The organism is Asticcacaulis sp., from assembly GCF_051954415.1.
GTDB lineage: Bacteria > Pseudomonadota > Alphaproteobacteria > Caulobacterales > Caulobacteraceae > Asticcacaulis.
Window position 1 is genome coordinate 44770 of sequence record NZ_JBQCHT010000037.1, and the last position, 20459, is coordinate 65228.

The window sequence follows — 20459 nt, forward strand, 5'->3', positions numbered from 1 at the left end:
GACTAATTCATTGTGTTCATATATTCAACTAAATGGGTGAATAAATGAACGACGATGATCTGTCACGCATACTGAAGGCCGTTGGCGATACCACGCGACGGCACATCCTCACGCTACTTGTTCAGGAAGGGGCGATGAGAGTGACCGCGCTCGCCGCGCATTTCGACATGTCCCTCAATGCCGTCTCCAAGCACATCAAGGTGCTGGAGGAGGCGGGGCTTGTCACTCGCCAGACCTTGGGCCGCGAACATTTCCTCACCGCGGCGCTTGAACCGCTGCGGCTGACTGAGAGCTGGTTCGGGCAACTGAAGTCGATCTGGGACCTGCGCCTGGCGGCGCTGGAAAACATACTCTTACCTAAGGAGAAACCTGATGAGTGAGCTTGAACTAACCGTAAACCGTACTATTGCCGCCCCGCGCGAGGCCGTATTCAATGCCTGGCTGTCGCCGGCGACCCTGGCGAAATTCATGCGCACCGCCACTGATGGCGTGGAAGCCGCCCATGTCACGACCGATCCGGTCAAGGGTGGGCGTTTCAGGATCGTGATGGTGACGCCGGAACGCGAAATCCCGCATTCCGGCACCTATCTGGAGGTATCGCCCCATTCCCGGCTGTCCTTCACCTGGGAGTCGCCGCATTCCCTCGATGACAGCGTGGTGACGATCGATTTCGCCGAACCGGCGCCGGGCCAGACCGAAATTACTTTGAAGCAGGTGAAGTTCCGCAGCGAAGAGGCCCGCGACGGCCATATCAAGGGTTGGACGGCGATCCTCGGCTATCTGGCGGCGGACCTCGTTCCGGCCTGATCCCCGGCCTGCCGGCAAGTGCATCACCTATATATCGATGATGACCTTGCCGGCGGGTTTGCCGGTGACGGCGGCATGGGCGGCGGTCACATCCGCCAGTCCAAAGCGGCGCGGGTCAAGGCGCGGGACGATTTGTCCCGCATCGGCCAGCCGGGCGATGTCGCGCAGGATATCACCATGGTGTTTGCGGCCCTTGCCTGTCAGCAGGGGCAGCAGGGTGAAGACAGCCGAATAGGTGGCGGCCCGCAGGGAGAGCGGTGCCAGATTGTGGGTCTCGCGTCCCAGGGCACTGGTGACGTGGCCGCGAACCTTGACCGCCTCAAAGGCCATATCGATGGCCGGGCCGCCCACCGTGTCATAGACGATATCGAAGCCTTCACCACCCGTATATTGCGCCACCAGATCGGCGACCGGCATATCGCGGTCAATCGGCGTGGCACCGATCGAGGCCAGGTAGTCGAAGTCCTTTTGCGAGGCTGTGGCAAAGACCTTGGCGCCCATTGCCTTGGCGATTTGCACCGTCACATGGCCGACCCCGCCGGCGCCGCCCAGAACCAGGACCGTCTGGCCCGGCTGGAGGCGGGCGTGATCCACCAGCCCTTCCCAGGCCGTAATGACCACCAAGGGCAGGGCAGCGGCCTGACGAAAATCAAGCGCGGCGGGCTTTAGCGCCAGGAAGTCCGCATCGACGGCGGCATATTCCGCCTGGGAACCCTGAAGGCCGCCAATGCCCGTGGCCATGCCATAGACTTCATCGCCGGGCTTGAAGGCGGTAACGCCGTCACCGACGGCTTCCACCACGCCGGCCAGATCCATGCCGAGCACGGCGGGCAGGGGCTGTCGCGCGTGGGCCGCGACTCCAGCGCGTATCTTGGTATCGAGCGGATTGACGCCGCTGGCTCTGATGCGCACGCGCACTTCGCCGGCTTTCGGTTCGGGGATGGGCAGGTCGGCAAGGGTGAAATCGGCCTGGGCGGCGGTGAGGAGGGCAGCGCGCATGACAGTATCCTTTCGTGAATGATGACACTTTAAATCATGCAAATTTGATTTGAAATTGCTATTCATGCATAGTCATCGTGCAAAATTGATTGAGACGATATGGACTGGGGTGACCTGAAAATCTTTCTGGCGGTTGCGCGCGCCGGCACGCTCGGCGCGGCCGCGCGGCAAGTCGGCCAGACCCAGCCGACCCTGGGGCGCCGCCTGCGGGCGCTGGAACAAGCCTTGGGGCAGAGCCTTTTCCAGCGCACATCCGGCGGATTTGTCCTGACCGATGAAGGTCAGGCCGTGCTGGTTCATGCCGAGCGGATGGAGGAGGAGGCCCTGGGCATTGCGCGCCAGGTCAGCGGCCAGCCGGATCGCCTGAGCGGCTTTCTGCGTTTGTCGGCATCGGAATGGTTCGGCACCTATGTGCTGACGCCGGTTCTCGCCGAATTCAGCCGCCGCCATCCAGACGTGACGATCGAACTGGTAACCGATACGCGGCTCTACAGCCTGTCACGGCGCGAAGCCGACCTGGTTTTCCGCATCGGCGCCTTTGACGAGCCCGATATCAGGCAGCGCCGGCTGCTGGTCCAGACCTATGGCGTCTACAAAAAAGCGGGCAGCGATCACCACAACATGGGACTGATCCTGATGGATACGGCCCTGGATCACCTGCCGGATGTCGGCTGGCTCAAGGCGAGGCGGCCGGATGCGCCGGTCGTCTTCCGCAGCAACAACCGCGAGGCCCAGGCGCACATGTGCCGGATGGGGGCCGGACTTGCGGTCCTGCCCTGTCGCCTCGCGGCGCAGCTCGACGGCCTGGAACCGGTCGATCTGGGCGAGGTGCCGCCGCCGCGAAATCTTTACTTTGGTTACCACCGCGACCTGGGAAAACTGGCGCGGCTGCGGGCGCTGGTGCAACTTGTCACCGAACGTTTGGGGGATTAGCCCGCGAAAGCGTTGGTCGGCGCGCCCCTGTGGCCGCGGAGCAGCGCCACAGGCACCTCGAACAGCGTGCCGGCCAGCCGGTCATCGGCAGCCACGGGGGGCTGGGCGGCGGTGGTGATGAACATCCGGTCGAGATTCGGACCGGCGAAGGTCAGGCTGGTGACCTGTTTGGCCGGCACCCTGATATCGAAATCAAGCTGGCCATCCGGCGTATAGCGGCTGACCCGGCCGCCGCCGTAATGTGCCACCCACAGGCCGTTATCGGCGTCCACCCTCATGCCGTCGGGCAGGCCGGCATCTTCGGAAAACCGGGTGAAAATACGTTTGCCGGAAAGCGATCCGTCCGTAGCCAGATCAAAAACGTAGATGATGCGTTCACCGGTTTCGTTGTGATACATATGCCGGCCGTCATGCGAGAATGCCGGGCCATTGGTGCAGATATAGGGGGCGTCCATCAGGCGAACGCTCAGGTCGGTATCGATGCGATAGAGAGCGGCATCCCTTTTCTTGAAGGGCATGTGCATGGTGCCGGTCCATATTCTGCCCTTGGCGTCGACCTTGGCGTCATTCAGCCGGTTTTCTGTTTTATCGGCCTCGATCGTGAAAAGCGGCGTCAGCAGAAAGGGGTTAAGCGTAAGGGTGTAGACCGTGCGCAGAATAGCGACCAGGAAACCGCCTTTTTCCCGTAATACGACCCAGTCCATCAGACCCGGCATCGTCCATGACTTTGTGCTGGCATCCGTCAATGACAGGGCGTGAAGCGTTTTGCCACGAATATCGACCCAATAAAGGGTGTTATCCCGTGCTGACCACAGAGGTTCATCTGCGAGGATCGCACCTGGCGGAGAGCGGGGAATGAGCGCGGGCGCATTGTCCAGTGTGGGCAAGGCGAGGGCGGTCATTCCAATGGCGCCTCCGGCAGCTGCGCCCGAAATCAATACGCTACGACGGGTAATCTTCATCATTTCATCATTCTGCAACGCGAATGAATTGGCACTTTACCAACTGAGTCGGCAAGCTGTTTCCCCAATCAGGAATGAGGTTTCCGCCTGATCTATCCCGCGAAGGCGTTGGTTGGCAGCCCCTTATGGCCGCGCAGAAGGGCTTTCGGAATTTCCCACAATGTGCCGGCGTGCGAGTCATCGGCATCGACCGGCGGCTGAGCCGCAGAGGTGACGAACAGGCGGTCGAGATCCGCGCCGGCGAAGGTCAGGCTGGTGACCTGTTTCGCCGAGATCATGATGTCGAAATCGAGCTGGCCATCAGGCGTATAACGGCTGATGCGGCTGCCGCCGTAATGCGCCACCCAGACACCGTCATCGGCGTCGGTGGTAATGCCGTCCGGCAAGCCGACGCCTTCGGCAAATTTGGTAAAAACACGGCGGTTGGAGAGTGATCCGTCGGCCAGCACATCGAAGGCATAGACGAAGCCTTCGCTGGTTTCGTTATGATAAAGCCGTGTGCCGTCCTTTGAAAAGGCCGGGCCATTGGTGCAGAGATAGGGGGCATCGACCTGATGGACGCTGAGGTCGGGGTCGATGCGATAGAAGGCGGCGGTCTTTTCCTTAAACGGCATGTGCATGGTGCCGGTCCACAGCCGGCCTTTCGCATCGACCTTGGCGTCGTTCAGGCGATTGTCGGTCTTGTCGGCTTCGATGGTGAACAGGGGCGTCAGGCTGAAAGGCTCAAGTGTCAGGGCATGGACGGTGCGCAGGATGGCGACCAGGAAGCCGCCTGATTTCCGCAGCACGATCCAGTCGATCAGGTCGGGCATGTCCCAGCTCTGCGCGCTGTTGTCGCTAAGTCTCAGGGCATTCAGCTTCTTGCCCCGGATATCGACCCAGTAGAGGGTGTTGTCCGCGGCGGACCACAGGGGGCCTTCGCCGAGAATGGCGCCGCCCGGAGAGCGGGCAACCGGCGTGTCTTCGGCATGTGCCAAGGTGGGGAGGGCAAAGGCAGGCAAGGCAAAGGCGGCCGCGCCGGCGGCCAAAGCAAAACGGCGGGTGATTCCCATGGTGTCCTCTCTGTTTTTGCAGAGTAGTTGCCGGAAATCGCCCGCCGTCAAGCTATTTCATTTGTAATATCAATGAGCTATTTCGCCAGGTGCAGCTTTTCCAGCAGCAGCGGATAAAGCTCCAGATTGCCGCAGATCAGGTCGCCGGTGAGGAGCGGGCTGCGCTCGTCAGTGTCGATCGATCCGAACTTGCCGCCGGCTTCGTGGATGAACAGCAGGCCAGCCGCCATGTCCCAGGGCTTCAGGCCGCGTTCCCAGAAGGCGTCAAGCTGGCCGGCGGCCACCCAGGCCAGGTCGAGCGAAGCGGCGCCATTGCGGCGGATGCCGACCGTGCGCTGCATGATCTGGTGCAGTTCCTTGAGCGCCTGGGCATGACCCGCCTTGCCAATAAAGGGCAGGCCGGTGCCGATCAGGGCGTCATCGAGCGTCTTGCGGCCGGAGACGCGCAGGCGGCGATCATTGTGATAGGCGCCCTTGCCCTTTTCGGCCCAGTAGAGGTCGTTGGTCACCGGATTGAAGGTGACGCCGGCAACGATTTCGTTTTCACGTTCCAGGGCGATGGTGCAGGCGAAGTGCGGGATGCCGTGCATGAAGTTGGTGGTGCCGTCGATGGGATCGACGATCCAGCGGTGGGTCTTGTCGGTGCCGATGACCTCGCCGGATTCCTCGCCCAGGAAACCATAGCCGGGGCGGACGCGCAGCAGTTCTTCCTTGAGGGCAGCCTCGACGCGCTTGTCGGCGGCGGTGACGAAATCACCAGGGCCCTTTTTCGAGACCTGTAATTCGGTGATTTCACCGAAGTCGCGGGCTACACCCTTGCAAGCCTTGCGCACGGCGCCGACCATAACCTGAATGAGAGAGGATTGAAGTACGGTCACCATGAGGAGGGCCTTTTAACGGGGATTTACAATGTAGAAGGGGGATGTCGCCATCCCCCTGAAGTCAGTTAAGCTTAGTCAGCGCGCTTCATGTATTCGCCGGTCTCGGTCGAGACGACGATGCGTTCGCCTACGCCCATGAACGGCGGGATCATGACGCGCATACCGTTGCTGGCCTTGGCCGGCTTGTAGGAGGAGGAGGCGGTCTGGCCCTTGATGGTCGGCTCGGTTTCCATCACTTCCAGAACGACCGTATCCGGCAGGGTCATGCCGATGGCGCGTTCTTCGTGGAATTCGATGGTGACGATCATGCCGTCGTGCAGGTACTGGACCTGGTCTTCACCAACCCAGTCCTTGCTGAGGCTGATCTGCTCGTAATTGTTCTGGTCCATGAAAACAAGCATGTCGCCGTCTTCATAGAGATAGGAGTGCTCGCGCTGCTCCAGCGTGACGCGCTCGACGGTTTCTTCCGAACGCAGGCGCTCGTTGAGCTTGGTGCCGGTGATCAGGTTCTTCAGTTCGACCTGGGCGAAGGCGCCGCCCTTGCCGGGCTTGACGTGTTCGGTCTTGACCACGGTCCACAGACCGTTCTGATATTCGAGCACCTGGCCGGGCTTGATCTGGTTGGCGTTGATTTTCGGCATGGATACAACTTGTCAATTTCGTTTGAGTTGGCGGCGTTCCTACTCGGAATGGCGGTCAAAGGCAAGGGGGGCGGCCATCCCGTCTCTTTTGACAATTATATAATCATATAAAGATATCTTTATATCTTTATTGACTCTTTCAAAATGAAGCGTTACCGTTCCCGTGACTGAGGTCTGCCGTCGCATTCGTGTGCCGGGAGCTAAGAGGGAAGCCGGTTTAAATCCGGCGCTGTTCCCGCAACTGTAAGCGCGGAGTTCCGAGCCAAAATCCACTGGGTGACAGCCTGGGAAGGTGGTTCGGAGCCTCATGCCAAAAAGTGTCCTCACTTTTTGGATAAACAAGAGGCGTCTGAAAAGACGCATTGAGGCGCAAGCCAGGAGACCTGCCCCAGTTCTCATATTCACCACGGGCGGGAGTTCCGGTGGCGCGCTTCAACCCGTGCCGTCCGGCGCGTGGTCCCTTTGCGCGCAACGATCTCCGCTCTTTTCGACGGGATCGAAAAACATGACTATCATCCAAACTGCCAATCTCGGTTTTCCGCGGATCGGCAAACGGCGCGAACTGAAGACCGCGCTGGAATCCTTCTGGTCGGGGAAGAGCGACGAAGCCGCCCTGAGCGAAACGGCCGCCGCCTTACGGGCACAAAACTGGCAGCGCCAGAAAGACTTCGGCATCGATATCCTGCCGTCCAACGATTTCTCGCTTTACGATCATCTGCTCGATACGGCCTTTATGGTCGGGACCATTCCGGAGACGTACAAAGGCGCGTCCGATCTCGATACCTATTTCCGCATGGCGCGCGGCGCCGGCGAGGTCTCGGCCTGCGGCCATAATCACAGCAGCGTCACGGCGCTGGAAATGACCAAGTGGTTCAATACCAACTATCATGTCCTGCTGAGCGAACTGAAGCCGAACCAGAGTTTTGAACTGACGCATAACAAACCACTGGCTGACTATAACGAAGCGAAGGCGCTGGGCCATCAGACCCGTCCGGTGCTGGTCGGGCCGGTGACCTTCCTGGCCCTGTCCAAGCCGGCGATCGGCGGCTTCAATACGCTCAGCCTGTTGCCGCGTCTTCTGCCGGTTTATGCCGAGGTGCTGCTGTCCCTGCGCGATGCCGGCGCCGATTGGGTGCAGATCGATGAGCCGGTGCTGGCGAATGCGCCGGGTGGCCAGATCGCCCTGGCCCTGACGGAGGCCTATGCACATCTGGCGCGTGAAGTGCCGGGGCTCAAGCTGATGCTGACCAGCTATTTCGATGTCCATGATGCCAATCTCGACCTGGCCTTTTCCCTGCCGGTGGCGGGGGTGCATGTCGATCTGACCGTCCGCCCGGACGTGCTGGAAAAGCTGCCGGTGCTGGCAGGCGACAAGACGGTTTCGCTGGGTGTGATCGATGGCCGCAATATCTGGAGAACCGATCTGAATGCCCTGCTGGCGCGGTTGAAGCCAATAGTGAGCCAGCTTGACCCGGTGATCCTGGCGCCATCCTGTTCGCTGCTGCATGTACCGATTGACCTGGCACAGGAGGAAAAGCTGGATGCCGACCTGAAATCCTGGCTGGCCTTTGCCGAGCAAAAGCTGGAAGAACTATCAGTGATTAAAGCTGCGCTGTCGGGCGAAAATGTTGGCGCGCAGCTCGCGGAAAATGCTGTCGCCATCGCCGCGCGCAAGACCTCCCCGCGCATCCATAATTTGGCGGTGGCCGGACGCGTCGCCAGCCTGACGCCGCCGATGTCGGAACGCCAAAGCCCGTTTGCCGAACGCATTCTGAAACAGCGCAAGCGCCTGAACCTGCCGCTTTACCCGACCACGACCATCGGTTCCTTTCCGCAGACGGCCGAGGTGCGCGCTGCGCGTTTGCAGCACGGCAGGGGGCAATTGAGCGATACCGATTATGATGCCTTCCTGAAGGTCGAGACCGAAAAGGCCGTCCGCTGGCAGGAGGAAATCGGCCTCGACGTACTGGTGCATGGCGAATTCGAGCGCAATGACATGGTGCAGTATTTCGCCGAACAGCTTGAGGGCTATGCCTTCACGCAACATGGCTGGGTGCAGTCCTATGGCTCGCGCTATGTCCGTCCTCCGGTCATTTTCGGCGATGTGTCGCGGCCAAAGCCGATGACGGTGGAGTGGGCGATCTACGCGCAATCTACTACCTCCAAGGTGATGAAGGGGATGCTGACCGGCCCGGTGACTATGCTGCAATGGGCTTTTGTGCGCGATGACCTGCCGCGCGCCACAGTCTGCCGCCAGATCGCCCTGGCCATCCGTGACGAGGTGCTAGATCTCGAAGCCGCGGGTATCCGCATCATCCAGATCGATGAGGCCGCGTTCCGGGAAGGGCTGCCGATCGACCCGGCGCAGTGGCAGGGCTATCTCGATTGGGCGGTTGAGTGCTTCAAGATTGCCTCGGCGGGAGTGGCGGACGAAACCCAGATCCACACCCACATGTGTTATTCGGAGTTCAATGATATCATCCGCGCCATCGCCGCCATGGATGCCGATGTCATCTCGATCGAGACTTCGCGCTCTAACATGGAACTGCTGGAAGCCTTTATCGACTTCAAATATCCGAACGAGGTCGGACCGGGCGTCTATGACATCCACAGCCCGCGCGTGCCGGAAACCGAAGAGATGGTGCGCCTGCTAGCCAGGGCGGCGCAACGCCTGAAGCCGGAACAGATATGGGTCAATCCCGACTGTGGCCTCAAGACGCGCGGCTGGGCCGAAACGAGGCCCGCGCTGGAGCGCCTGGTCGAGGCCGCCAAGGCCATGCGCGCCACTCAGCCGGTTTGGGTTTAGCGGAAAGTGTAAGGGGAGCCACAGATTTCACAGATGGGCACAGATATTCATTGCGTGGATACATATTCCAATTGTCGTAACATAGGGGCGCGCAGCGCCATCTGTGGTCATCTGTGAAATCTGTGGCTCCCCTTCAAACTTTTTGGTCCAAACGCAGATAGACGCCGGGCTCGCTCGACGTTAAGCTGTTAAGGGATAGGGGAGGGCATCATGAAATCGAAGATCGTAGCGGCCAGTTTGGTCGTGATCGTGCTGGCGGGCTGTTCACCGCGCGAGCCTGCCGAAACGCCCGCCTCATCCGAAGCGGCGTCTGAGGCGGCAGTCTCCAGCCTGGCGCCGGCCGACTATACGTCTCTGGCCAATGTCATGACCTGCGACTGGCCAGTGAAGAAGACGGACACCGCCGAAAGCCTGCTGGCCACCTACAAGAGCTATGCCCAGGTGACCGATATCCCCGGCGCCGAAGGCATCACGCAAAAGGGCGTGGTGCTTTATGGCAATGACCCGCGCCGTCGCGTAGAGGTGTTCTTCTATGATGACGCTCTGACAGAGGCATCAACCGTGCTGATCCGCGGGGATTCCCAATGGTCCGGACCCAAGGGGTTGCATCTCGACAGCAGCCTGGCCGAGGTCGAAGCGGCGAATGAAAAGCCGTTCAAACTCGGTGGTTTCGACTGGGATTATGGTGGCTACGTCAGTGATTTCAATCGCGGCAAGCTGGCGAAGATCAAGGGGAAATGCACCTTTGGTGCGCGCTTCGGTATCCCGGAAAACGGTGGGCCTGTGGCGGAGTCGATTGAAGGGGAGAAGACGCTGGTCTCGACCGATCCGGCGGTTATTGCGGCAAAGCCTATCGTTCAGGAACTGTCGGTCGGCTGGCCGAAGCCTGAGGCGTCGACAGAGGATGATGCCGATTAATAGGATAGCAGGCCAGCCGCCAGCACCAGGCCGGCGACAAAGAAAAAGCCCAGGGCCGCAAAGGCGACCGTATATTTGAGTTTATAATTCATCCATGGCCCCCGCCAATTCGGGCGCACCATGCCATATTTCCGGGATATGCCAAGTTACAACCCTGTCAGGTTGCAGAAATCGCCGCGATCAGCGCTTTTACACCCGCCGCCGCGCCTTGCGGATGGTTCCACACCGCGCCGCTGACGGCGATAAAATCGGCCCCGGCCGCCGCCACTTCGCCAGCATTTTCCGCCGTGATGCCGCCGATGGCGACGCAGGGGATTTCGACCATTTCCTGCCAGATGGTCAGGGTTTCCAGGTCGGCCATGTGCTCGACCTTCTTGGTCGTGGTCGGGTAGAAGGCGCCAAAGGCAACATAGTCGGCGCCGGCCTCGGCCGCATCCATGGCGAGGTCGCGGCTGTTATGGCAGGTGACGCCGATCATGGCCTCCTTGCCCAGTAAGGCGCGGGCTTCTTTCAGCGGCATGTCCGACTGGCCGATATGGGCGCCATCGAGCTTCAATGATTTCACCAGTTGCACACGATCGTTCATCAGAACGGCCACGCCCCGGCTTTGCGCGATCGGCGCGATCACCTTTGTCGCCGCGATCAGGTCGTAGTCATTGATATCCTTCAGGCGGATCTGCAGGGCCGCGACATCGCCGGCATCGAGCGCCGCTTCCAGGTCGCGTGCAAAGGCGTCGACATCGGGAATAACCGGCGGCGTGATGAGATAAAGGCGGGTGGTGAATGCGTTCTCTGACATAGGCGGTGTTTGGCCGAAATTGGGCGCAAACGCAAGATTGAAGTCCGGAAAAGGCGTTTGCGAACAAGGAAAAGCTAAGGGTGACGCCTTACCTGCATTTTACGTCAGGCCATGCCTTTCAAATGGTTTTCCTGTTCCCCTCACCTAGAATGGCGGACATCTGGCGGGCGGCAGAAACAGGCACGAACGGAGAGTATCTTATGACCTTCAATACCAAAACAATGACGGCGGGGGCCGCGATTATCCTGGCCTTGGCTGCCGGCGCGCCTTTGGCGGCGCAGGCGCAAAGCCAAGGTTCGGCCCAATATGACGGTTATTGCTACGTCAAGAAGGGCTCGAACACCACGGGCACGGTGGTCGGCGCGGTAGCCGGCGGCGCCCTGGGCAGCCAGGTATCCAAGAACGAGCGCGGCCTCGGCACCATTGCCGGCGCGGTTCTGGGCGGCGTCATCGGCAACAAGGTCGACAAGAGCAACGACACCTGCCTGAACGGCGAATACTATTCCTATCAGAACGGCTCTTATTCGCCGGCCTATGCCCCCGATGGCTATAATGTCGTCTATTACAAGTCGCGCCCGAACGCCAAGATGTACAGCACGGTCTATTATGATGCCGAGCGCCACACCAGTGCGAACTATGGCTATAACGGCGGCTACAACAATGGCGGCTATGCCTATAATTCAGGTGTTCAGGGCTGGCGCGACGACAACGGCACCTGGCATGAAGGCCGCCCGGTCGCCTTTGGCTGGAAGGACAGCCGGGGCAAATGGCATGAGGGCCAGCTTCAGGCCTATGGCTACAAGGACAGCAGCGGCCGCTGGCGTGAAAGCAGTGCCCCGTCATACGGGTACAATAATAACTAGGCCGACTTCAGGAACCCTTCGGAACTTTCCGGAGGGTTCCTTTTTACACCAATTTTGATGCGAATGACTTGCAATCGAACTGCCGGCGTGTTATTTGAGACGCATTCGCATTTTCATCCAGCCTGAGTTTGCCGTGTACGTCTGTAACTGTAACGCCATCCGCGAACGTGACGCCCGCAACGCCATTGATTCCGGCGCCGCTACAGTCAAGGCGGTTTTCGACCACTGCCAGACGCGCCCGCAATGCGCCAAGTGCGTCTGCGATATCCGTGAGATGATCGACAACGCGCAGATCACCCTGTCCATGGCGGCGGAATAGTATTTAAATTCCAGTGCTTATGCGTGCGACTAAATCCTATTGTCATTCGCACAAGCTTTTGTTTTAATTTAAAAATGTCTTCACAGCGGTGATTTGCCGCGATAGGATGCGCGCTGATCAATCTGCAGGCAGGAGCGCGCCATGAAGGGCCAACCCGAAATCATCAAGCTGTTGAACAAGGTGCTCACCAATGAGCTGACCGCCGTCAATCAGTATTTCCTGCACGCCCGCATGATCGAAAACTGGGGCATGTATCACCTCGGCCGCATCGTCTATAAAGAGTCGATCGAGGAGATGAAGCACGCCGACCTGCTGATCAAGCGCATCCTGTTTCTCGACGGCCTGCCAAACCTGCAGGATCTCAACAAGCTGAAGATCGGTGAAAACATCACCGAATGCCTGACGGCCGACCTGGCGGTTGAAACCGGCGGCCACGCCACACTGGTGGCCGGTGTCAAGTATTGTGACGATCATATGGACTATGTCAGCCGCGAACTGCTGCGCCGTATCCTGGAAGATACCGAACACCATATCGATTTCCTGGAAACCCAACTCGGCCTGATCAAGCTGATGGGCGAGGCCAACTATATCCAGAGCGCCATGAAGGAAATCGAAGGCGAGGGTTAATAAACTCCTAAATGAGCTTTGACCTTTTCGGGCGAACCTCCTAACCTGCCGCGGCAAATCGCATTGATGAAGTGAGCGGACGGGTCTTTTGAGCGTTTATAGTCGCAGAGCCTTTACCAGGCTGGGTTTGGCCGGCGTGTTCGCGCTGGGCGGCTCAGGGCTTGCGGCCTGCGGACGCAAGCGGGACGACGATGTAGTGATAGATCCCGATGCCGATACGGCCACGCCCATAGACCCCAAGCTGGCGGCGCAGGAAGGCACGCTGGAATGGGCGGTCAGTGGCAACTGGCGCAATGCGGTCGACAAGGGGCGCGACAAATACCGCCATCCGGTCGAGATGCTGACCTTCTTCGAGATCAAGCCGAAGGACGCGGTGATCGATATGTGGCCGGGTGCCGGCTATATGACCGAAATCCTGGCGCCCTATCTGAACAAGGGCAAGGGGCAATATATAGCCGCCCTGATCGAGGCCGGGCCTGTGCCGGAAGATGCGGCCGCTTCTCTTGAGGCCAAGTACCGGGCGCATTTCGATGCCGACAAGAAGCGCTACGGCGAATTGACCTATGCCGCTTTCGGCGAGACCAGTGGCCCCCTGGCCGAGGGCGGCAGCGTCGATTGCGTCCTGTTCCTGCTGGTTATCCATGACTGGATTGCCAAGGGCATCGCCGAAAAGGCTTTCGCGGATGCCTTCGCCGCTTTGCGTCCGGGCGGTATTCTGGGGGTCGAACAGCATCGTGCCGATATCGGCAATGTGCAGGATCCAGGCGCCACCACGGGCTATGTTCAGGAACCGCTGGTCAAGCAGATGGCGGCGGAGGCCGGCTTCCAGTTCGTGAATGAGAGCGAGATGAACGCCAACCCGAAGGACGACAAGGATCACCCGTTCGGTGTCTGGACTTTGCCGCCTCAGAGATTGACAGCGCCCCGCGGACAGGCGCCTAATCCGGAATTCGACGGCAGCCTGTACGAATCGATTGGCGAGAGCGACCGCATGACGCTGAAGTTCAGGAAGCCGCAGTAACGCCGTAACTATGGGGAAGTTATAACCGTGAGCCGTATCGCCGCCCTTTCAACCAGCGCACCGCTGATGTTCACGCCGGAATCGCGCGTGCCCGAAGGCGGGGTCGGCGAATGGTATCGCGGCGCCGGGGGGTTGCGTCTGCGGCTTGGCTTCTGGCAGCCCGTCAGGCCGGCGCGCGGCACGGTATTCATTTCGCCGGGCCGTTCCGAACCGATTGAAAAATATTACGAAGTGATCCGCGATCTGATGGCGCGCGATTTCTGCGTGGTGGCGCATGACTGGCGCGGGCAGGGGCTTTCGGCCCGGCTGTTGCCCGACCGCCTGAAATGCCATGCCCGCTCGGCGGATGAGTTCCTCGACGACTACCAGCGCCTGCTTGATACCTTCGAAGACCGGGCGCCCAGGCCCTGGCTCATGCTCGGTCATTCGATGGGCGCGGCGCTCAATCTCGCCACCCTGGCCAAGGGCGAGCAGCGCATTTCCGGCGCATTTTTCACCAATCCGATGCTGCGCGTCAAAACCGGCAAGCACTCGCTGTGGTCGGTCAATTTCCAGGTCAACTGGCAGGTCAATCATGGCAGGGGCACGGACTATGTGCCGGAACTGTTCGATGATCCGTTCATGCACACCTTTGAGGAAGATGCCCTGACCCACGACCGCGAGCGTTACGCGGTGTGGCACGAGCAGTTATTCGCCTGCCCGCACCTCGCGGTGGGCTCCCCGACCTGGGGCTGGCTGCAATTTGCCCTGAAGCTGGGCGAGGGGCTTCTGCTCGATAAGGCCAAGGTGCTAAAAAAACTCAAGCTTCCGATCAGCATCGTGTGTTCGGGCGATGACCATGTCATCAATAAGCAGCCGTCCAAAACCTTCGCCAAGAAACTGGGCAAGGGGCAGTATCTGGAGATCGCCGGCGCCGAGCACGAGGTGCTGATCGAGATTGATGACTATCGCCGCCAGGCAATGGCCGAGTTCGATGAACTGGCTGATTTCGCGGCGCCCCGCGGCATCAGCCACCATATGCATGTACAGGATAACCATGCCGGCGTCGGCATGGGGCTGATGGCTGCTGATATCGCCGAGGTGGCGTCGGAACGGCCGGAAGGCATTTCGCCGGAAAGCCTGATCGCGGAAGAAGAGGTTTTGCCGGATGTGCCCGATCCGGAAGGCCAAAAAAGCGCTTAATTGGCCGCCGGCTTGAGGTGCATCAAAGCCTGATCGAGCAAGGCTTGCGAGCCGGCAGCGATCACCTGGCCTGCTTCCGGGCCGATCGGTGTGCCTTGCCAGTTGCTGACCGCCCCGCCAGCATTTTCGATCACCGGGATGATGGCTTCGATATCCCAGGGCTTGAGGCCGGTTTCGAGCGCGATATCCATTGTGCCGGCCGCCACCATGGCGAAGGCGTAGGCATCGCAGCCATAGCGCACCAGCTTTGTGGCCTGGCGCAGAGCGGTATAGGCGGCGACTTCCTTACCGACATAAAGATGCGGATCGGTGGTGCCGATCACGGCGTTGGCGAGGTCGGGGCAGGTGCGCACGGCTAACGACGTGCTGCCGTGTGGCGTCACCAGACGTGATCCCAGAGGCGAGCCGAGATAGACCTCCTGAAGCACCGGCTGGGCGATCAGGCCGAGCATGGGGCGTCCCTGGTGACGCAGGCCGATCAGGGTCGTCCATAGAGGCAGGCCCGAAATGAAGGCGCGGGTGCCATCGACCGGATCGAGCACCCAGACATAGTCAGCATCAACGTTTTCGCTGCCGTATTCTTCACCGATAATGCCGTGAGCGGGATAGTGCTGGTTGATCAGGGCGCGGATGGCGCGTTCGGCGCCCTTGTCGGCCTCGGTTACCGGATCGAAATGGACATCGGCGCGGCTGGCATTGCCCTTGTTGATCTCGCTTAAGTCGCGGTGGCGGAACAGGGGGACGGCGACAGCGGCGGCGGCGGCGGCCAGGTCGAGCGCGAAGGCTTCGAGGACGGCGAAATCGGGGGTGTTTTGTGACATGAAACCCGCATAGCCTGAGCGGCCATGCGGGTCCAGATGTTTGTACGCGGTATCCAAGGAGAAGCAAGAAGCCCCACCACCATCCGGCTTCGCCAAGGGGCTATGCCGGACGGCCCCCCTCCCCATCAAAGATGGGGAGGTACAAGAAAAACAGGCTCCAAAATTCATACAAGAATCAAGCCGTGTAAGCCAAAGGCTTAAGCCGCCTGTTCGTTGTCACCATTGAGCGACTTCGCCAGGTCCAGCAGGCGGCGGCGCGGGCGCTCCGACAGGCGGTAATAGGCCTGGATCAGGTCCAGCGTTTCCTTGCGCGAGAACACTTCGATGCCTTCGTTATTGACGGCGGCCACTTCGGTCTTGTCGTCGGACAGGCCGTCGTAGAAATAGTTGATCGGCGTTTCCAGCGCCTTGGCGAGCTGGAACAGGCGGGCGGCCGAGATGCGGTTGGCGCCGCATTCATATTTCTGGATTTGCTGGAAGCGGATGCCGACCGCCAGCGCGAGTTGTTGTTGCGTCAAACCGAGCAGACGGCGGCGGCGACGCAGACGCTTACCCAGGTGCAGATCGATATCGGTGGCCATGATTGGAACCCCTAAACAGACGTGTGGCGCTGTCTCAGAGTGAAACAGCTCGCCTTATAGGTTTCACAACTCGTGCCACACGTTTAAACAGGAGTGTATACGCACCGGTGAAGGGAAATGCGGACTAAGGCGTTGCGGCGGCGCAATCGCCGGAGAGCCTGCGCTGATAGGCATCGACGAGGGCGGCATAGGGCGGGACAAAGGCGTTTGCCGCCAGTTGCTTGCCGTCGCCCATGGTTTCGGCCTGGGCCACCCGGACCTCAAAATGCAGGTGGATGGTGGTATATTGCTGGACGCCATTGGAGACGCCCAGATTGTTCGAGACCAGTCCCAGCTTCTGGCCGCGCACCACATGGTCGCCGACCGCCACCTGGACCGACGTCTTTTGCATGTGCAGATAGCGATAGATCCTGTGGGGCGTCGCATTGCCGGTGATGGCGACCGTATATGAGCCCACCTGGGTGACGGTGCCGTCTTCCGCGGCTACGGCCCAGTACAGGTTGGCCTTGCAAGTCGAGGGCCTTATATCCTGGCCCTGATGGCCGCTGCCGCTGGCGCAGACAGGGTTAGTCCAGCTTCGCGCCTCGCAGAAATTGTCGTGCCAGGGATAGGCATAGTTTTTTGAATCGCACTGGCTGCCATGGTTGCTGGCGCTGGTGGTGGGGTAGTGATCTCCGCCGGGGCTGTAGACCTGGGAATTGGCATAGGCCACGCTCTGTATGGGGAAGCAGATGCCGGGCGCCCAGTTGCTGACCTCGGCATAGCCGCTGCCTGAACCGCTGACCAGTTTGGTGGGGTCGTCATGCGGGAAGTCCGACAAGGCGGCTTCGGAGACCGAGTCCGAGGCGGACTCGCTCGCCTCTGACAGATCGGCACTGGCCTCGGCCGAAACGTCAGCCTCAGAGGCCGGGGACGAAACTTCAGTGCCGGATGATGAAGGCTCGGCCGTTTGCGTGAAGCGGTCGCAGCCGGCCACGATGAAGAGAAGACCAATGAGGGCAGGCTGAAGGCGCGTGCGGGTCTGCATGATCAGCCCCCCTTTGTCAGGTCGCGGAAGCTCTTGGTGAGCTGATCCACAAGACTGCCGGTCTGGTTGGCGTTTGCCCTGAACCTCTCGGCCTCTGCCTGTGCCCTGGCGCCCAGGCCGACATCATCAAACTGCGTAATGACCGTTTTCAGGTAGCCGTCTGTCTTGCATTCGGGCGCGGCGGCATCATCGCAACTCACATCGAGGGAATAGACCATGCCGTAGCGGGTGAAGGTCGCCGTCCAGCCGTCTTCCATCTGGGTGATGCGGATATCTTCAGCCACGTCCTTCAGCCGGGTAATGGGGCGCCGGGACACGGCCCCCGTCGGCGCCGGCAGGAAGGTGCGATTGCCGTAGGCCGTGATATGGACGCCCTTGGGCTGCGGCAGGTCGAGGGCATAGGCGTCACCAAAGCTCATCAGCCTGGCCTTGGCGGTGTCCAGCACGCCTTCCCGCGGCAGCAGCACTGGCAGTTCCGTCTTGTCGAGTTCGGATTTGACGAGGCGCGCCACGACGCCGGGCCCCTGACGGCTGGCCCTGACGCGGGCCAGGCGATCGAGGACGGCCTGCCACTGGACCGGGGCCGGGGGCAGGGGACGGCGCTGGAGGACAGCCGGCGGGCCATTGCCCCCCTGAAGCCCCTGTGCGTCAGCCGCTCCCGTCATGGCGGCCATCACCGCCGCCATGCCAAAAATCCAGACAGAATGATATTTGATCATAATCCGAAGCCCCCCACAGGCCATGACAGGCGACCGCGCCGCGTATCGCTGTTAACCTTAATAAATAACAGTGAAATGTCAAAATATATAGAGGGGGGATTCAGGCGCCCACTTTACGGCCACCTTGATGCAGAACAGGCGCGCATGGCTGTGCGCGCCTGTTGAAGAAAAGAGTTGGCTGATCGGCCCGATTTACTGGCCAATGAAGACTTCACCGGCGAAAGCGCTTTGCAGCATGGCCATCTGATTCATGACCGGGTTGACCGTGATTTCTTCGGCCTCGCCATCGATGAACATGCGCTTGTCCATGTGCGAGATGCGCTCATAAAGGCGGTTGGAGCGGTCGAGCAGGTTGAGCAGACCGCCGGGCAGGGTCTGGGGCTTTTCCGCGCCTTCGGCATTGAGGGCGGCGATGCGGTATTTTTCATCGCAGGCATCCTGAGCGGGCATATCTCCTTCGCGCACGGCACGCTGTACCAGAAGCCACGAGGCAATCTGCATCAGACGGGTGGTCAGGCGCATACTTTCGCCGGCATAGAGCAGGGCGTCTTCACGCGGCAGCAGACGGGAATCACGGCGGCCGTCGCCATCCAGATAGGCGGCCGTTTCTTCGACCAGCGCCATGCCTTCCTTGAAGGTGCGATCGAACAGATCGGAGGAGGCGAAATCGCGCACGATACTGACGCGGGCGTTGGAGGCGGTGCTGTCGGACATATACTGTAAGCCTTATGCTGAAATCTGGTCGGCGAAGGTCTGTTCTGACCTGCGTAAATCCGGGCGGGCACCTGACCCGGCGGACGTACCGTCATTGAAACCTGCCGCGGACACTGCAACGCTTGTGCCATTCAGACAGGACGCATGACGGTTAGTAATCGTTAGTTATCCTTAAAAGAGAATAAAGCATCGGCGGCGGAACGGCGGTTTTTTTTGCGCTCCAGCGCCGCGTTCGCCCGGCTGATCTCACTCTGCAGCATCTCTATACGCGCTTCGAGATCCTCTACGCTGTAAGGGTCCAGGTCTTCGCGGACCAGGCCATGCAACGGTCCGGCAATCTGCCGGGCCAGGGGTTCATTGTCATCCTGTATCGCCATGCTTATCTATCCCGTATGGACATCAGGCAGCGTTCCGCGCCATCCTCCGCTCACAGATGAAACGCCTCTTGCGCGAAGAAATCAAGGAAAACGAATCAGTCATGAAAGCCATTTCGGTCCGCGGCGACGGCCAAAACCCGTCAGACTTATACCTGAATGAAACACAAAGGCCGGATGTGGCGCCCGGACATGTGCTGATCCGGACCGCCTTCGCCGGCGTGAACCGGCCGGATGTCCTTCAAAGGAAAGGCAGTTATCCGCCGCCGCCGGGTGCCTCGCCGATCCTGGGGCTGGAAATCTCGGGTGTGATCGAAACTATCCGTCCGCCTGTGAATTTCGGGGACGATATCGGCTGGAAAGTTGGGGATGAAATCTGCGCATTGGTTAATGGCGGGGGGTATGCGGAATATGTCTCGGTCGATATCCGCCACCTGCTGCCCGTGCCGCGCGGGCTCAGCCTGGCCGAGGCCGCGTCCCTGCCGGAAAACATCCTGACCGTCTATGCCAACCTGATGGAGCATGGCGCGCTGAAGGCGGGTGAGACCGTGCTGGTGCATGGCGGAAATTCCGGTATCGGCGCCATGACGATCCAGATGGCCAAGGCATTCGGGGCTAGGGTCATCGCCACCGCGCGCGGCGCGGATAAATGCGCCTTTGCCCTGTCGATGGGGGCGGATCTGGTGATCGACAGCGATGCGGAAGATTTCGTGACGGCGGTCAAGGCAGCGGGCGGTGCCGATGTGGTGCTTGATATTGTCGCGGGTGATTTCTTCGCCAAAAACCTGGCTGGCCTCAATATGGGCGGGCGCATCGTGCAGGTCGGGTTCGGCAAGGATGCGGTGGTCGAGGTTGACCTGCGCCGCATCATGGCAAAACAGGCGATCGTTACCGGTTCGATGCTGCGGCCGCGCTCGCCGGATGAAAAAGCGCGGCTGACGGCCAAGGTCCACGAGCGTGTCTGGCCGATGATCGAGAGCGGAGCTATCCGGCCGATCCTGGCGGCTGAATTTGATTTCGCAGAGGCTGACAAGGCTCACACTTGGATGGACAAGGGCGATCACAAGGGCAAGGTTGTGTTGCGCGTTTCATCATGATATAGAAAATTGAACGTTGTTCAATTTTATGGTGTGCTTATGAAGAAATGGATGATCTGGTTGGGGCTGACCGTAGTCATTATTGCCGGCGCCGCTTTGGGCGTTGCCAAGGTGTTTGATCCGCATGATGCCTGCCGCAACAGCGGCGGGACATGGATAGAGACGCACTGCGAGTATTAGGCCGTAGACTCATAACGCTTTGATCCAGATTCTGGTGGCGACGATCTTTACGGCTGCCAGAAAATTCAGAGGGTTTTTGTCGTAGCGAGTGGCAATACCTCTGAATTGCTTGAGTTTATTGAAGAAGCGTTCGACC

Annotated in this window: 24 protein-coding genes, 1 pseudogene and 1 riboswitch; of the genes and pseudogenes, 12 read left to right on the plus strand and 13 right to left on the minus strand. The window is 60.1% G+C overall.

Translation table 11 applies throughout. The features are described from left to right. The first annotated feature begins 44 nt into the window (after positions 1-44). Together ACTHND_RS14505 and ACTHND_RS14510 are read left to right on the plus strand one after the other, a co-directional pair. On the plus strand, positions 45-380 hold the full coding sequence (locus ACTHND_RS14505; protein ID WP_440178667.1) for an ArsR/SmtB family transcription factor: 336 nt from the start codon (positions 45-47) through the stop codon (positions 378-380). After that, positions 373-807 carry an SRPBCC family protein gene (locus ACTHND_RS14510; RefSeq protein ID WP_440178668.1) on the plus strand — a complete coding sequence of 145 codons (435 nt, stop codon included), beginning with the start codon at positions 373-375 and terminating at the stop codon, positions 805-807. Before ACTHND_RS14505 ends, ACTHND_RS14510 begins: the two co-directional genes overlap by 8 nt. Positions 808-834: 27 nt before the next feature. On the opposite strand, the gene ACTHND_RS14515 is transcribed toward ACTHND_RS14510, so the two are convergent. Beyond that, on the minus strand, positions 835-1806 hold the full coding sequence (locus ACTHND_RS14515; RefSeq protein WP_440178669.1) for a zinc-dependent alcohol dehydrogenase family protein: 972 nt from the start codon (positions 1804-1806) through the stop codon (positions 835-837). 99 nt (positions 1807-1905) lie between these two features. On the opposite strand from ACTHND_RS14515, the gene ACTHND_RS14520 reads away from it, so the two are divergent. Further along, entirely contained in the window at positions 1906-2739 is an 834-nt protein-coding gene (locus ACTHND_RS14520; protein WP_440178670.1) for a LysR family transcriptional regulator, read from the plus strand. Here ACTHND_RS14520 and ACTHND_RS14525 read toward each other — a convergent pair. From ACTHND_RS14525 to efp, 4 genes are all read right to left on the minus strand, one after another. After that, on the minus strand, positions 2736-3641 hold the full coding sequence (locus ACTHND_RS14525) for an SMP-30/gluconolactonase/LRE family protein (protein WP_440178671.1): 906 nt from the start codon (positions 3639-3641) through the stop codon (positions 2736-2738). The genes ACTHND_RS14520 and ACTHND_RS14525 overlap by 4 nt on opposite strands. A 152-nt stretch (positions 3642-3793) precedes the next feature. Beyond that, entirely contained in the window at positions 3794-4753 is a 960-nt protein-coding gene (locus tag ACTHND_RS14530) for an SMP-30/gluconolactonase/LRE family protein (protein WP_440178672.1), read from the minus strand. A 77-nt stretch (positions 4754-4830) separates the two neighbouring features. Beyond that, positions 4831-5634: an inositol monophosphatase family protein gene (locus ACTHND_RS14535; protein WP_440178673.1), complete on the minus strand. Its 804-nt coding sequence runs from the start codon at positions 5632-5634 to the stop codon at positions 4831-4833. A gap of 71 nt (positions 5635-5705) precedes the next feature. Then, entirely contained in the window at positions 5706-6275 is a 570-nt protein-coding gene (gene efp / locus ACTHND_RS14540) for an elongation factor P (RefSeq protein ID WP_090645226.1), read from the minus strand. Positions 6276-6428: 153 nt separating this feature from the next. Next, positions 6429-6680: riboswitch (cobalamin riboswitch) on the plus strand. Positions 6681-6780: 100 nt separating this feature from the next. Between efp and metE the strand changes: the two genes are divergently transcribed. Both metE and ACTHND_RS14550 read left to right on the plus strand, forming a co-directional pair. After that, a complete protein-coding gene (metE, locus tag ACTHND_RS14545) occupies positions 6781-9081 on the plus strand; it encodes a 5-methyltetrahydropteroyltriglutamate--homocysteine S-methyltransferase (protein ID WP_440178675.1) in 2301 nt (766 codons plus the stop codon). A gap of 210 nt (positions 9082-9291) precedes the next feature. Further along, on the plus strand, positions 9292-9999 hold the full coding sequence (locus tag ACTHND_RS14550; RefSeq protein ID WP_440178676.1) for a hypothetical protein: 708 nt from the start codon (positions 9292-9294) through the stop codon (positions 9997-9999). Between the two features lie 157 nt (positions 10000-10156). Here the strand turns inward: ACTHND_RS14550 and thiE are convergent, their stop codons facing one another. Next, entirely contained in the window at positions 10157-10798 is a 642-nt protein-coding gene (gene thiE / locus ACTHND_RS14555; protein ID WP_440178678.1) for a thiamine phosphate synthase, read from the minus strand. A gap of 200 nt (positions 10799-10998) precedes the next feature. Here thiE and ACTHND_RS14560 point away from each other — a divergent pair, with 200 nt between their 5' ends. The 5 genes from ACTHND_RS14560 (at position 10999) to ACTHND_RS14580 (ending at position 14810) form a co-directional block, all read left to right on the plus strand. Further along, positions 10999-11661, plus strand: a complete 663-nt coding sequence (locus ACTHND_RS14560) for a glycine zipper 2TM domain-containing protein (RefSeq protein ID WP_440178679.1) — start codon at positions 10999-11001, stop codon at positions 11659-11661. 133 nt (positions 11662-11794) lie between these two features. Further along, complete coding sequence (locus ACTHND_RS14565; RefSeq protein WP_440178691.1) at positions 11795-11980, plus strand: (2Fe-2S)-binding protein; 186 nt, start codon at positions 11795-11797, stop codon at positions 11978-11980. Between the two features lie 141 nt (positions 11981-12121). Then, positions 12122-12607 (plus strand): bacterioferritin, encoded by a 486-nt coding sequence (bfr, locus tag ACTHND_RS14570; RefSeq protein ID WP_090645204.1) that lies wholly within the window; start codon positions 12122-12124, stop codon positions 12605-12607. Between the two features lie 88 nt (positions 12608-12695). Next, a complete protein-coding gene (locus ACTHND_RS14575; RefSeq protein WP_440178680.1) occupies positions 12696-13628 on the plus strand; it encodes a class I SAM-dependent methyltransferase in 933 nt (310 codons plus the stop codon). A gap of 27 nt (positions 13629-13655) precedes the next feature. Continuing rightward, positions 13656-14810, plus strand: a complete 1155-nt coding sequence (locus tag ACTHND_RS14580; RefSeq protein ID WP_440178681.1) for an alpha/beta hydrolase — start codon at positions 13656-13658, stop codon at positions 14808-14810. Here the strand turns inward: ACTHND_RS14580 and hisN are convergent. The 6 genes from hisN to ACTHND_RS14610 all read right to left on the minus strand — a co-directional run bounded on the left by hisN (position 14807) and on the right by ACTHND_RS14610 (position 19049). Then, positions 14807-15631: a histidinol-phosphatase gene (hisN, locus tag ACTHND_RS14585; protein ID WP_440178682.1), complete on the minus strand. Its 825-nt coding sequence runs from the start codon at positions 15629-15631 to the stop codon at positions 14807-14809. The genes ACTHND_RS14580 and hisN overlap by 4 nt on opposite strands. A gap of 197 nt (positions 15632-15828) precedes the next feature. Beyond that, entirely contained in the window at positions 15829-16212 is a 384-nt protein-coding gene (locus tag ACTHND_RS14590; protein WP_090645193.1) for a helix-turn-helix domain-containing protein, read from the minus strand. Between the two features lie 124 nt (positions 16213-16336). Continuing rightward, on the minus strand, positions 16337-17239 hold the full coding sequence (locus ACTHND_RS14595) for a M23 family metallopeptidase (RefSeq protein WP_440178683.1): 903 nt from the start codon (positions 17237-17239) through the stop codon (positions 16337-16339). Positions 17240-17241: 2 nt separating this feature from the next. After that, positions 17242-17958, minus strand: a complete 717-nt coding sequence (locus tag ACTHND_RS14600) for a hypothetical protein (protein WP_440178684.1) — start codon at positions 17956-17958, stop codon at positions 17242-17244. Positions 17959-18150: 192 nt separating this feature from the next. Continuing rightward, entirely contained in the window at positions 18151-18672 is a 522-nt protein-coding gene (gene rcdA / locus ACTHND_RS14605) for a protease adaptor protein RcdA (RefSeq protein ID WP_440178685.1), read from the minus strand. A 161-nt stretch (positions 18673-18833) separates the two neighbouring features. Beyond that, complete coding sequence (locus tag ACTHND_RS14610) at positions 18834-19049, minus strand: DUF1192 domain-containing protein (RefSeq protein WP_440178686.1); 216 nt, start codon at positions 19047-19049, stop codon at positions 18834-18836. Positions 19050-19150: 101 nt separating this feature from the next. Here ACTHND_RS14610 and ACTHND_RS14615 point away from each other — a divergent pair, with 101 nt between their 5' ends. Next, positions 19151-20143, plus strand: coding sequence for an NAD(P)H-quinone oxidoreductase (locus tag ACTHND_RS14615; protein ID WP_440178688.1), 993 nt, complete (start codon positions 19151-19153; stop codon positions 20141-20143). Between the two features lie 39 nt (positions 20144-20182). Then, positions 20183-20323, plus strand: coding sequence for a hypothetical protein (locus tag ACTHND_RS14620; RefSeq protein ID WP_440178689.1), 141 nt, complete (start codon positions 20183-20185; stop codon positions 20321-20323). A gap of 9 nt (positions 20324-20332) precedes the next feature. Here the strand turns inward: ACTHND_RS14620 and ACTHND_RS14625 are convergent. Beyond that, positions 20333-20459 (minus strand): annotated as a pseudogene (locus tag ACTHND_RS14625) (IS5/IS1182 family transposase); the annotation flags it as partial.